The sequence below is a fragment of the Bacillus sp. D386 genome (assembly GCF_006346415.1).
The window spans coordinates 429,910-442,601 of the sequence record NZ_VEMV01000002.1 but is presented as its reverse complement, the minus strand read 5'-3'; the positions used below and the strand labels follow the sequence as shown (position 1 = coordinate 442,601).

Here is a 12,692-nt window from a genome sequence, read left to right as displayed (position 1 = left end):
TATGATGACTAAATTTGCTTTTATTTTTCCGGGTCAGGGCTCACAAACTGTAGGTATGGGAAAAGATGCTTACGACAATTATCAAAATGTGAAAAATCTCTTTTTAAAAGCAGATGAATGCTTGGCTGAAGAGTTCAGTAAGCTTATTTTCGAAGGACCGCAAGAGAAATTGACACGTACATACAATGCTCAGCCGAGTCTGTTAATTACAAGTTTAGCGCTTCTTAGCGTATTTCGTGAAATGTCTGATTTAAAACCTGATTATATGGCAGGTCACAGCCTGGGTGAATATACGGCTTATGCTGCAGCTGGGTCCATTCAATACGAGGATGCGGTAAAACTCGTACGAAATCGAGGCTTATATATGGAGCAGGCTGTTCCATCTGGGATAGGCACGATGAGTGCTATTCTTGGTATGGATGAGTCAAGTCTAGAAGAAGTAACGAAAACGATAACGAATCAAGGTGAACCTGTACAATTAGCAAACTTAAATTCCCCTGGCCAAATTATTATCTCTGGAACAATGGATGGGGTAAGATTGGCAGGAGAGCTTGCAAAGGAAAAAGGAGCAAAGAGAGTGCTTCCCCTGGAAGTCAGCGGTCCTTTTCACTCTTCGTTGATGAAACCCGCAGCGAGTAAGCTTGCGGATACACTCAATACAATAGAAATTAGGACTCCTGATTATCCAATCATATCGAACTATACGGGAACCCTAGCTGGAACAGGTGATGAAATAAAAGACAGTCTGGTCAAACAGCTGTATTCTCCAGTGAAATGGCAGCAATCTGTTGAGTATATGATTCATGAAGGTGTGACAACCTTTATCGAATTTGGTCCTGGAACTGTTCTTTCAGGCCTAGTTAAGAAAATCAACCGCGGTGTTAAAGTATACTCAGTCAAAGATATTGAATCATGTAAAAATGTGGTCAGTTCACTTGATGCGGAGGTTAAAGCAAATGGGTAAATTGGATGGGAAAATTGCGCTTGTGACGGGCGCATCTAGAGGAATCGGTCGTGCCATTGCTATTGCTCTGGCAAAAGAAGGGGCTTCAGTTGCTGTTAATTATGCCGGGAACAGCGAAAAAGCTGAAAATGTTGTTAAAGAAATAACGGAGATTGGCAGAGAAGCAATATCCATCCAGGGGGATGTGACAAATGCTGAGTCTGTTACTGATATGGTGAAAATTGTAACTGAAAAATTTGGCAAGATTGATATTTTGATAAATAATGCAGGAATCACACGTGACAATTTGTTGATCCGTATGAAGGAAGATGATTGGGATTCTGTCATCAATACAAACTTAAAAGGTGTTTTCCTTTGTACAAAAGCTGTATCCAGGCAAATGATGAAGCAAAGGCAGGGACGGATTATTAATATTTCGTCTGTGGTGGGTGTGAGCGGAAATGCCGGTCAGGCCAATTATGTAGCTGCTAAATCAGGAGTCATAGGGTTAACCAAAACATCGGCTAAAGAATTGGCAACACGTGGGATTACTGTAAATGCGATTGCCCCTGGATTTATTGAAACAGATATGACCAATGCATTAACGGAGAATGTTGGAGAGCAAATGTTGAAGCAAATACCATTGGGCCGATTTGGTAAGCCGGAGGACGTGGCTAAAACAGCTGTTTTCCTGGCTGCGGAAGATTCCGGATATATTACTGGCCAAACGATTCATGTCGATGGCGGAATGGTTATGTAATAACTCAAAGATTGAATATGTCGATTAACCCTTGTACAATATACTAGATGCAATCTTGAAGGGAGGTGAAGTTGTGTCAGACGTATTAGAGAAAGTATCTAAAATAATCGTAGATCGCCTTGGTGTAGATGAATCCGAAGTAACACTTGAAGCTTCTTTTAAAGATGATCTTGGTGCTGATTCCCTTGATGTTGTGGAATTGGTTATGGAACTTGAAGATGAATTCGGTATGGAAATTTCAGATGATGATGCTGAAAAAATTTCAACAGTTGGCGATGCTGTGAACTACATAAAAAGCCAAAACTAATTAGTTCTTATGAAAAGCTCCGTATAAATACGGGGCTTTTCATGCTATTATAATAAAAGTCTGTATATATCAAAGAATTTCGTTATCAATTTGTACCTTTTCCAATTCTTTGGATTTATATATACTAAAATGTGAGAAACTTTTTAGTCAGATTTAGCAGGGGGTCAATATGCAGAAGAGTAAAAGAAAGATAAACAATGATGCAGATTTTATCGCATTTCAGGATCGGCTTGGTGTTTCATTTGAAAACATCAATTTATTAAAACAAGCATTTACACATTCATCCTATGTGAATGAGCATCGTCGCAAGCCATATGAAGATAACGAACGATTGGAATTTTTGGGGGATGCGGTATTGGAATTGACTGTATCACAATTTTTATACAAAAAATTCAATACGATGAGTGAAGGAGAATTAACAAAGCTTAGAGCTGCTATCGTTTGTGAGCCTTCACTTGTTAAGTTTGCCACTGAATATTCCTTTGGTCCTTTAATATTACTTGGAAAAGGGGAAGAAATGACTGGAGGAAGGGAACGTCCGGCTCTTCTGGCAGATGTCTTTGAGGCTTTTATCGGGGCATTATATTTAGACCAGGGGTTAGATGTCGTAATTGAGTTCCTCAAAAAATCAGTCTATCCAAAAATAGATAACGGTGCTTTTTCTCATGTGATGGATTTTAAGAGCCAGTTACAGGAATTGGTTCAGAAAGACGGAATTGGTACATTGGAATACAAAATTCTTAATGAAAAAGGTCCTGCACACAACAGAGAATTTATCGCCAGAGTATCCTTGAATGGGAAGGAATTTGGAGCAGGTAAGGGCAAATCGAAAAAAGAAGCAGAACAACATGCTGCGCAGCAAGCATTGATGCACTTGCAGAAAAGCAGTAAATAAATGATTAAAAGGCAGTTGGGTACCATGTCAGAAGATAAACAATTGTTTTTGAAACGATTGGATATAGTAGGTTTCAAATCTTTTGCTGAACGCATTTCCGTTGAATTTGTTTCGGGTGTAACTGCTGTAGTAGGTCCGAATGGAAGCGGGAAAAGCAATATCACAGATTCAATCCGTTGGGTGTTGGGTGAACAATCTGCAAAATCGTTGAGGGGCTCCAAAATGGAGGATATTATTTTTGCTGGAAGTGACTCCAGAAAGGCTCTTAACTTTGCAGAGGTTACACTTACATTAAATAATGAAAGTCAGTTCCTTCCGATTGATTTCCATGAAGTTAGTGTCACAAGAAGGGTGACCCGTTCTGGTGACAGTGACTTTTTCATTAATAAAAAACCATGTCGTTTGAAAGACATCGTTGATTTATTCATGGATTCAGGACTTGGGAAGGAAGCTTTTTCAATTATAAGCCAAGGGAAAGTAGAAGAGATTTTAAGCAGTAAAGCGGAGGAACGCCGCACTATATTTGAAGAAGCAGCTGGTGTATTAAAATATAAAACAAGGAAGAAGAAAGCGGAGGTTAAGCTTGAGGAAACAAGGGCTAACCTGAACCGTGTTCATGATATTTTACATGAACTGGAGGGACAGGTGGAGCCACTCAAGATACAGGCATCCATTGCCCGCGATTATCTTCAGCAAAAAGAGGAACTTGAGGAATTTGAAGCTGCCTTGCTTGTATATGAAATTGAAGTCCTTCACGAAAAATGGACTTCATTATCAAAGCAGCTTGAAGAGCATCAAATAAAGGATTCTGAATTCAGTTTATTAATTCAGAAAAAGGAATCCGCAGTAGAAGCGACTCGCTTGCAGTTGACTGAGCTAGATAATCGTATTCAGTCTTTACAGTCTACTTTGTTATCTGTCAGTGAAGAACTTGAAAAGGTAGAAGGCCGTAAACAAGTTTTAATTGAAAGAATGAAGAATGCAAGCCAAAACAAGCAGCATCTTGAAAAAAGTCTGCAAAACTGGCGAGATAAATTGATTCAGGTCTCACGTATCCGAGATGAAAAAGTGGGTACATTGCATCTTCTTCAGGCAGAAACGAAAAACTTTAAACAAAAATTACAGGAAAAACAAAATTTGCTTAGTAACTTTGCGGGAGACCTGGAAGCTAAAATTGATGCTCTGAAAAGTGAGTATATTGAACAGTTAAACCAACAGGCTGCGGCGAAACATGAGCTGACCTATTTAGAACAGCAATTAAGCCAACAGCAAAGTAAGCATGCAAAATTAAATCTTGATAATGGGAAATTATTGTCTTCTAGGGAACAGGTGACGGCTCGCTTGAAAGAAACGGAAATCCGACTCCATGCCGTTCAGCAGGATCTAGAGAATCAAATTTATCGTTATCGTGAATTACAGCATTCGCATGAAAATTTAAAAACCCAATATGAAAAACAGGAAAAAACTCTTTATCAGGCATATCAATATTTGCAAAAAGCAAAATCAAGAAAAGAAATGCTTGAAGAAATGGAAGAGGATTACTCCGGATTTTTCCAGGGTGTAAAAGAAATTCTTAAAGAAAAGAATAAAAACTTACATGGAATTGAAGGCGCTATTGCTGAATTACTTAATGTGCCGAAGGATTATGCGGTTGCCATTGAGACTGCTCTGGGTGGAGCCCTGCAAAATATTGTGGTGGAAGAAGAACATCATGCACGTACAGCGATTGCTTTCTTAAAACGCAATCGACTTGGAAGAGCTACGTTCTTGCCTTTATCCACAATAAAAGGTAAGTCTGTCCTATCTCAGGTTTTACAGACTGCTGGGTCTCATCAGGCTTTTATTGGGCTTGCTTCTAATCTTGTTCAGTATGATGAGAAGTATAAAGAAGTCATGACAAGTCTTTTGGGAAATGTTTTTATTGTTCAGGATTTGGTCGGAGCTAATGAAATCGCAAAGCTTACAGGATATCGATATAGAATTGTTACCCTGGAAGGGGATATTGTCAGTCCAGGTGGAGCAATGACAGGTGGAGCGAACAGACAGTCGGGTTCATCTATTCTTTCACGTAAGGGAGAAAAAGAGGAGCTTGTTGAAAAAATCGCCCAAATGGACGAGCAGACAGCCAAGCTGGAAGCTCATGTAAAGAAAATAAAAGCAGATTTGGCTGATTCTGAGAAACAAGTCACCCGTCTTCGTGAAGCTGGTGAAACGCTTCGTTTGAATGAAGAATCTATTAAAGGGCAAATAAGAGAGCTGCAGCTTGAAGAACGCAATGTCAATGAACGATTAACGATTTATGATATGGAAAAATCGTCACTTGATGAAGAACGCCATATGAAAGAAAGTCGTATAAAGGAATTGGTAAACAGTCTCTCCTCCTATGAACAATCCATTAAACAAATGGATGCTGATATTAGCAGGTATACCGAGCAAAAGCAGATGGATCAATCGAGCAAGGATTCCCTCGTAGAGGAATTGAATGAATTAAAGATTCAATTAGCATCAAAAACCGAACAGCTTCAGCATCAGCAAAATGAAGTAGAGCGGTTGACATCAGAATTAAATGAGGTAAAACAAAACATTCGTGATAATGAAGAAGACCTTTCCCTGTTAAATGGTGAAATGTCATCAAGCTCCACAGGTGAAACTAATCTGGAACAAACTGCAGCAGAGAAGCTGGAACAAAAGGAACAAGCGGTTCGTGAAATTGAAGCTTCACGAGCAAAGCGACAGGAACTATTAGAGCTTGTTGAAGAAAATGAAATGGAACTAAAAGAGTGGAAACGCCAGCATAGAGGACTATCAGAAACATTAAAAGATGAAGAGATTAAACTCAATCGTTTAGATGTGGAAATGGACACCCGTTTGGATACGCTTCGGGAGGAATATGCACTTACCTTTGAGGCAGCTAAAGAACAATATCCACTTACGGTTGAACCTGAAGAAGCAAAACGGAAAGTGAAATTAATTAAGCTTTCTATCGAAGAGCTTGGTACAGTGAATATTGGAGCGATTGAAGAATATGATCGCGTTTCAGAGCGATATGAATTTTTAACAGCTCAAAGAGATGATTTGCAGGAAGCAAAAGATACATTGTTTGATGTGATTGATGAAATGGATGAAGAAATGAAGCGCCGTTTCGAGATTACCTTCAATGCAATTAAGAAAGAATTCAATTTGGTGTTCCCTTCACTGTTTGGCGGAGGTCGAGCAGAGCTCAAGTTGACAGATCCAGAGGACATACTAAATACCGGTGTGGATATCATTGCGCAGCCTCCTGGTAAAAAGCTGCAAAATCTCAGTTTATTATCAGGTGGGGAACGTGCGCTAACAGCCATCGCTCTTTTGTTCGCTATTTTACGCGTAAGACCGGTTCCGTTTTGTATATTGGATGAAGTGGAAGCGGCGCTTGATGAAGCGAACGTGTACCGTTTCAGCCAATACTTAAAGCAATTTAGTAAAGAAACGCAATTTATCGTAATCACGCACCGCAAGGGAACAATGGAAGAAGCGGACGTCCTGTATGGTGTTACCATGCAGGAATCAGGAGTTTCGAAGCTTGTTTCTGTCCGGTTAGAGGAATCAAAGGAATTAATTGAATCAACTTAAAGGTGGTAAATACATGAGTTTTTTTAAGAAGCTAAAAGAAAAATTTAGTGAACAAACAACTAGTACATCTGAAAAGTTTAAACAGGGATTGACTAAAACAAGAAATTCATTTTCCGAAAAGGTCAATGATTTAGTTGCCCGCTACAGAGAAGTGGATGAAGACTTTTTTGAAGAGCTTGAAGATGTCATGATTCAGGCGGATATCGGTGTTGAAACCGTAATGGAATTGATTGATAAGCTGAAATTTGAAGTGAAACGCCGCAATATAAAAGATACAAAAGATGTACGAAGCGTTATTTCTGAGAAGCTTGTTGAAATTTATCAGGCTGGTGAGGAGAAATCCAATGCTGTAAACATCCAGAACGATCAACTGACAGTTATCTTGTTTGTTGGTGTGAATGGTGTCGGTAAAACGACAACGATTGGAAAACTTGCTCATAAATATAAGAGTGAGGGTAAAAAGGTCCTTTTGGCAGCAGGAGATACTTTCCGTGCCGGTGCGATTGAACAATTAGAAGTATGGGGCCACCGGGTTGGTGTAGAGGTCATTAAGCAGGGAGCAGGTTCAGATCCGGCTGCTGTTATGTTTGATGCTGTACAGGCTGCTAAATCACGTAAAGCGGATATCCTTCTATGTGACACAGCGGGAAGACTTCAAAATAAGGTTAACCTTATGAAAGAGCTTGAAAAGGTTAAGAAGGTTATTGAACGGGAAGTACCGGGTGCACCGCATGAAGTGTTGTTGGTTCTCGATGCCACCACTGGACAGAATGCGTTAATTCAAACCAAAACATTTAAGGAAGCAACTGATGTTTCCGGGATTGTATTAACAAAGCTAGATGGAACAGCGAAAGGCGGAATTGTCATCGCCATTCGAAATGAGCTCGGCATTCCAGTTAAATTCGCTGGCCTGGGTGAGCAAATGGATGATTTACAGGAATTCGATGCAGAACAATTTGTATATGGATTATTTGCCGAGTTAGTAGATGAAGCAGAAGAGTAAACAATTATTTTGAAGGGAAGAGCCAGTGTTTATACGGGCTCTTTTCTCTTTTACGGAGCCTATGTCGTAATTTTAGAGGATTTTTAGACAGGGATAATCATTCGGGAAAAGGCAGTTGGTTCGAAAGGAGCAAGGATAGAAGAGATTTGACCATTGGTGTCACCTTGGATTAATCTATCTTTTTAAATAAAAACTGCGCTCTTTTGCATGTGTTTTTAAAACTGAAATATGACAGTAAAGCATTGGTAATACAAGCCTTGCCTCTTCAGGAAAGGGTTCTTGACATTCTTTGATTTTCCGATTAAACTTGTATATTGTAAAGGTATTTCACTTAACAGAGTTGGAGGGTCAGTAATGCTCGAGAAAACAATGCGGATGAATTACCTATATGACTTCTATCAATCATTGCTGACACCAAAGCAAAAAAGTTATATGTCTCTTTATTATCTGGACGATTATTCCCTGGGTGAAATTGCCGATGAATATGAGGTGAGCCGCCAGGCCGTTTATGATAATATTAAGCGAACAGAAGCGATGCTTGAAGAATACGAGGCTAAGCTTTTACTGTTTTATAAATCACAGGAACGCAGCCTTTTGCTCAATAAGTTAGGAAGTTTAACAGAACAGATGAATGAAAATGATGTTAAAGAACAACTGATTGAGATTATAGCATCTCTTGAAAAGTTAGATTAGGAGGCGGCATAATGGCATTTGAAGGTTTAGCCGACCGACTGCAGGGCACTTTGCAAAGAATCCGAGGCAAGGGTAAAGTGACGGAAGCTGATGTAAAAGAAATGATGAGAGAAGTAAAGCTCGCACTTCTTGAAGCAGACGTTAACTTTAAAGTAGTTAAGGATTTTATCAAACGTGTCAATGAAAGGGCTATTGGTCAAGAAGTTTTAAAGAGCTTGACACCTGGTCAACAGGTAATCAAGGTCGTTAAGGAAGAATTGACGGAATTAATGGGTGGCGAACAAAGCAAGATTGCTGTTTCAAATCGTCCTCCAACTGTTATCCTTATGGTTGGTTTACAGGGTGCCGGTAAAACAACAACCACAGGTAAACTGGCTAATCTGCTCCGCAAGAAATATAATCGTAAACCAATGCTAGTTGCAGCCGATATTTATCGTCCCGCAGCAATTAAGCAGCTTGAAACTTTAGGCGGTCAGCTCTCTATGCCTGTCTTTTCTTTGGGAGATCAAGTGAGTCCTGTAGAAATTGCCAAGCAAGGGGTTGCCAAAGCTAAAGAAGAGCATTGCGATTATGTTTTAGTCGATACAGCAGGGCGTTTGCATATTGATGAAAATCTGATGGGCGAATTGGCTGAAATTAAAGAAGCTGTAAAACCAGATGAGATTTTCTTAGTTGTAGATGCCATGACAGGACAGGATGCGGTCACTGTAGCTAAAAGCTTTAACGACCAACTCGAAATCACCGGTGTTATTTTAACCAAATTGGATGGAGATACACGTGGTGGTGCAGCATTATCAATTCGTTCAGTAGCTGAAAAACCGATTAAGTTTGTCGGTATGGGTGAAAAGATGGATGCATTAGAGCCATTCCACCCGGAACGAATGGCTTCAAGGATTCTAGGGATGGGCGATGTTCTCACGCTGATTGAGAAGGCCCAAACTGATGTTGATGAGGAGAAAGCACGCGAACTCGAGAAGAAGATGCGTACAAACTCTTTCACATTTGATGATTTCCTCGAACAGCTAGCACAGGTCAAAAAAATGGGACCGCTGGATGACATTTTAAAAATGCTTCCAGGTGCAAACAAAATTAAAGGGATGAACAATCTTTCCATTGATGATAAGCAAATTGCTCATGTTGAGGCAATCATTCAATCAATGACGAAGAAAGAGAAGGATCAGCCTGAAATTATTAATGCCAGCAGACGTAAACGGATTGCTAAAGGAAGCGGAAGACCGATTCAGGAAGTAAACCGACTTCTAAAGCAATTTGAAGACATGAAGAAGTTGATGAAGCAAATGACTGGCATGCAGCAAAAAGGTAAGAAAAAAGGCGGCTTTAAGCTACCTTTTATGTAAAAAAATATGGGTGTTAAGAAAAAACACTTTACAAGGGTATATTGATTTGGTAATATACTATCTTGTGTGATACTATTCGGAGGTGCAAGTATAAAATGGCAGTAAAAATTCGTTTAAAACGTATGGGAGCTAAAAAGACTCCTTTCTATCGTATTGTAGTAGCAGATTCTCGTTCTCCTCGTGACGGTCGTTTCATTGAGACAGTTGGAACTTACAACCCAGTTGCAAACCCAGCTGAAGTGAAAATTGACGAGGAACTTACTTTACAATGGCTTCAAAATGGTGCTAAACCATCTGACACAGTTCGTAACTTGTTGTCAAAAGAAGGCATCATGGAAAAATTCCACAACGCGAAGCAAAGCAAGTAATATAAAGGTCCGTTATGATAGAATTGATTGAAACAATCGTAAAGCCTCTTGTCGATCATCCGGATGACGTGACCGTAGCAATGGATGAACAAGCCAATAAGATTGTCTTTACCCTGTCGGTCAATAAGAAAGACATGGGGAAGGTAATCGGCAAACAGGGGCGTGTAGCTAAAGCTATTCGAACAGTAGTGTATACTGCTGCATCCAAGAATGACAAAAAAGTCTATCTGGAAATACGCGATTGAAAAAAGGAGGGAGCAATCCCTCCTTTTTCTTATATATTCATGCATACTCACTAAGGGCTGAGCAAGAGGGCAAGGAGATGAGGTAACGAAGATGTTGCCACAGGATGTGGCGTTTTTAGTCTTCGTTCCTTGAATTAGGCCCTTCAGCTTTTGGTTGTCATCCAGCTTCATGAGCTAGGAGTTCGGGACATAAGCATAGCCTCTACAGGAGGGCAACAGGATGTTGGACACAAAGACGTTGCGACACGATGTGGCGTTCTTAGTCTTTGTACCTTATCCCCCCTTCTGAGCCTCTGTCTTATGCTCCTCACTCCTGGGTGAGCTCTTTCAGCTTTTGGTTGTCATCTAGCTTCGACGGCTAGAAGCTCAGGACATAAGCATGGTCTCTTCGGGAGGGGAGAGCGCCTCCCTCCGAACCCCTGTCTTATGCTCCTCGCTTCTGGACGAGCCGTCTCAGCTTTTGGTTGTCATCTAGCTTCGGCTCCTAGACCCTCGAGACATAAGTGTAGCCACTGCGGGAGGAAAGGACGCCTCCCTACGTGCCTCCTCTTATGCTTGTCGGGTCTGAACAGTCGCATCAGCTTTTGGTTGTCATTTATTGTGGTTCGGGATAGTATTAAGTTATGAATTATGAGGGTTTTGGGTTGGTTAAAGTGTGAAGTGTATAATCCATACATAGTACCGTTATTTGAAAGTAGCTATAATGATGATGAGTTGATAAGTTTCAGGATTTCTTCAGTACCGTAATACAATTGGTGGATTGGTATGTATGAAAGAGGTGCCATAATGAAAATACTTCAAAATGTTATAGTGAAACAGGTATTAACTGAGAAGAGTAAAATACAGCTGTTGGAGCAGTTTGAATATAAAAAAAGCGTTTTGAATAAAGAATGTGATCAATTGCGCTTTGAATTAAAGAAGCTGGAAAAAACAAAGAAATTCCAACCCGCAAGCTTAAAAACGCATTTTGAGAAAGAAATCGATATGCGTAAGGAAAAAGTGAAGCTGCTGGACTTTCAAATTCAACAGCTTGATATTCTCCCCTATGGGAGTGAATTAAAGGAACGAGAAGTTCAGGCAATAATTGATGTTGAAGTCGGGCAAAATTGGGAAGAAGTTGTACAAACTAAAACCATCATTATTAAAGATGGAATCATTGATGAATTTAAATAGAGGTGAACAGAAAGAAATGCAAAAATGGTTTAAAGTTGGCAAAATTGTTAATACCCACGGAATAAAAGGCGAGGTCAGGGTTATTTCAAGCACTGATTTCCCGGAAGAACGATATAAAAATGGGAGCACTTTATATATCTTTAAAAAGAGCTCAAATGAGCCTGTTGAAGTCACTGTTCAATCTTCAAGACAACACAAAAACTTTTATTTATTGACGTTTGAAGGGCATGGCACGATAGAATCAGTGGAGTCTTATAAAGAAGGCGTATTAAAGATATCAGAGGAACAAATGGGCAGCCTTGATGAAGGGGAATATTATTACCATGAAATCATCGGATGCACAGTACGTACAGCAGATGGTGCCGAATTGGGTGTGGTAAAAGAAATCCTTTCACCTGGAGCAAATGATGTATGGGTCATCAGCGGGAAAAACGGTAAAGAAGTATTGATTCCTTATATTGATGATGTTGTTAAAGAAATTGATGTAGATGCAAAAATGATCTCGATTGATCCGATGGAAGGACTGCTTGATTAATGAGAATCGATATCCTAACCTTATTTCCTGAAATGTTCAGCGGAGTGTTTGGATCCTCCATCCTTAAGAAGGCTGCTGAAAAACAGGCAGTTGAATACCATACCCATAATTTCCGGGAGTATTCAGATAACAAGCATCAATCTGTCGATGATTACCCATATGGCGGTGGGGCAGGAATGGTACTGAAACCTCAGCCGATTTTTGATTGCTTGGAGCAAATCACTCCAAAAGAGCAGAAGAAAAAGCCTCGGGTCATCCTTTTATGTCCACAGGGGGAACGCTATAACCAAGCTAAAGCAGAGGAACTGGCAAAGGAAGATCAGCTTATTTTCGTGTGCGGGCATTACGAAGGGTATGACGAAAGGATACGCGAACATGCGGTAACAGACGAAATATCAATTGGTGATTTCGTATTAACGGGTGGAGAGCTTGGAGCAATGGTGATCATCGATAGTGTAGTGCGGCTATTGCCAGGGGTGCTGGGGAATGAGGATTCACCTGTACTGGATTCATTTAGTTCAGGTCTTTTGGAACACCCTCATTATACGCGTCCGGCTGATTTTCGCGGGATGAAGGTCCCGGATGTTCTCATTTCGGGAAACCATAAATATATTGAGGAATGGAGAAAGAAAGAATCTTTGCGCAGAACCTGGCAAAGGCGTCCGGATTTATTGAATCATTATGATCTGACCAAAGAAGAAAAAAAATGGCTCGAAGAAATAAAAAATGAAGATAGATAGTTGCGCTTTAGGTGTTTTATATGATAAGATACATTTTGTGAGTTAGGCTGTAAAGCCTTG

At 40.1% G+C, this 12,692-nt stretch carries 13 protein-coding genes; all 13 read left to right on the top strand.

Annotated features, from left to right (window positions below):
- The first annotated feature begins 4 nt into the window (after window positions 1-4).
- Entirely contained in the window at window positions 5-964 is a 960-nt protein-coding gene (gene fabD / locus FHY45_RS07140; protein WP_139891561.1) for an ACP S-malonyltransferase, read from the top strand.
- Window positions 957-1,703, top strand: coding sequence for a 3-oxoacyl-[acyl-carrier-protein] reductase (gene fabG / locus FHY45_RS07135; RefSeq protein ID WP_066100536.1), 747 nt, complete (start codon window positions 957-959; stop codon window positions 1,701-1,703). Before fabD ends, fabG begins: the two co-directional genes overlap by 8 nt.
- 73 nt (window positions 1,704-1,776) lie before the next feature.
- Complete coding sequence (locus FHY45_RS07130) at window positions 1,777-2,010, top strand: acyl carrier protein (RefSeq protein WP_066100531.1); 234 nt, start codon at window positions 1,777-1,779, stop codon at window positions 2,008-2,010.
- 169 nt (window positions 2,011-2,179) lie between these two features.
- The gene (rnc, locus tag FHY45_RS07125) at window positions 2,180-2,905 is read left to right on the top strand and encodes a ribonuclease III (RefSeq protein ID WP_066100529.1); all 726 of its coding nucleotides are present in this window, start codon (window positions 2,180-2,182) and stop codon (window positions 2,903-2,905) included.
- A 42-nt stretch (window positions 2,906-2,947) separates the two neighbouring features.
- Window positions 2,948-6,517 (top strand): chromosome segregation protein SMC, encoded by a 3,570-nt coding sequence (gene smc, locus FHY45_RS07120; protein ID WP_139891560.1) that lies wholly within the window; start codon window positions 2,948-2,950, stop codon window positions 6,515-6,517.
- 13 nt (window positions 6,518-6,530) lie between these two features.
- Window positions 6,531-7,520 (top strand): signal recognition particle-docking protein FtsY, encoded by a 990-nt coding sequence (gene ftsY / locus FHY45_RS07115; RefSeq protein WP_139891264.1) that lies wholly within the window; start codon window positions 6,531-6,533, stop codon window positions 7,518-7,520.
- A 354-nt stretch (window positions 7,521-7,874) separates the two neighbouring features.
- The gene (locus tag FHY45_RS07110) at window positions 7,875-8,213 is read left to right on the top strand and encodes a putative DNA-binding protein (protein WP_066100523.1); all 339 of its coding nucleotides are present in this window, start codon (window positions 7,875-7,877) and stop codon (window positions 8,211-8,213) included.
- An 11-nt stretch (window positions 8,214-8,224) separates the two neighbouring features.
- Window positions 8,225-9,571 carry a signal recognition particle protein gene (ffh, locus tag FHY45_RS07105; protein ID WP_139891263.1) on the top strand — a complete coding sequence of 449 codons (1,347 nt, stop codon included), beginning with the start codon at window positions 8,225-8,227 and terminating at the stop codon, window positions 9,569-9,571.
- Window positions 9,572-9,666: 95 nt separating this feature from the next.
- Window positions 9,667-9,939 carry a 30S ribosomal protein S16 gene (rpsP, locus tag FHY45_RS07100; RefSeq protein WP_066100518.1) on the top strand — a complete coding sequence of 91 codons (273 nt, stop codon included), beginning with the start codon at window positions 9,667-9,669 and terminating at the stop codon, window positions 9,937-9,939.
- A gap of 14 nt (window positions 9,940-9,953) precedes the next feature.
- A complete protein-coding gene (locus FHY45_RS07095; protein ID WP_066100515.1) occupies window positions 9,954-10,184 on the top strand; it encodes a KH domain-containing protein in 231 nt (76 codons plus the stop codon).
- 786 nt (window positions 10,185-10,970) lie between these two features.
- Entirely contained in the window at window positions 10,971-11,357 is a 387-nt protein-coding gene (locus tag FHY45_RS07090) for a YlqD family protein (protein WP_066102285.1), read from the top strand.
- A gap of 16 nt (window positions 11,358-11,373) precedes the next feature.
- On the top strand, window positions 11,374-11,892 hold the full coding sequence (gene rimM / locus FHY45_RS07085; protein ID WP_139891559.1) for a ribosome maturation factor RimM: 519 nt from the start codon (window positions 11,374-11,376) through the stop codon (window positions 11,890-11,892).
- A complete protein-coding gene (gene trmD / locus FHY45_RS07080; RefSeq protein WP_066100512.1) occupies window positions 11,892-12,632 on the top strand; it encodes a tRNA (guanosine(37)-N1)-methyltransferase TrmD in 741 nt (246 codons plus the stop codon). Before rimM ends, trmD begins: the two co-directional genes overlap by 1 nt.
- Window positions 12,633-12,692 lie beyond the last annotated feature (60 nt).

Excerpts from the sequence above, each read along its gene's own strand:
- rpsP (WP_066100518.1), top strand. The coding sequence starts at position 9,667 with ATGGCAGTAAAAATTCGTTTAAAACGTATGGGAGCTAAAAAGACTCCT.
- fabD (WP_139891561.1), top strand. The coding sequence starts at position 5 with ATGACTAAATTTGCTTTTATTTTTCCGGGTCAGGGCTCACAAACTGTA.
- FHY45_RS07090 (WP_066102285.1), top strand. The coding sequence starts at position 10,971 with ATGAAAATACTTCAAAATGTTATAGTGAAACAGGTATTAACTGAGAAG.
- FHY45_RS07095 (WP_066100515.1), top strand. The coding sequence starts at position 9,954 with ATGATAGAATTGATTGAAACAATCGTAAAGCCTCTTGTCGATCATCCG.
- FHY45_RS07110 (WP_066100523.1), top strand. The coding sequence starts at position 7,875 with ATGCTCGAGAAAACAATGCGGATGAATTACCTATATGACTTCTATCAA.
- fabG (WP_066100536.1), top strand. The coding sequence starts at position 957 with ATGGGTAAATTGGATGGGAAAATTGCGCTTGTGACGGGCGCATCTAGA.
- rnc (WP_066100529.1), top strand. The coding sequence starts at position 2,180 with ATGCAGAAGAGTAAAAGAAAGATAAACAATGATGCAGATTTTATCGCA.
- ftsY (WP_139891264.1), top strand. The coding sequence starts at position 6,531 with ATGAGTTTTTTTAAGAAGCTAAAAGAAAAATTTAGTGAACAAACAACT.
- rimM (WP_139891559.1), top strand. The coding sequence starts at position 11,374 with ATGCAAAAATGGTTTAAAGTTGGCAAAATTGTTAATACCCACGGAATA.
- trmD (WP_066100512.1), top strand. The coding sequence starts at position 11,892 with ATGAGAATCGATATCCTAACCTTATTTCCTGAAATGTTCAGCGGAGTG.
- ffh (WP_139891263.1), top strand. The coding sequence starts at position 8,225 with ATGGCATTTGAAGGTTTAGCCGACCGACTGCAGGGCACTTTGCAAAGA.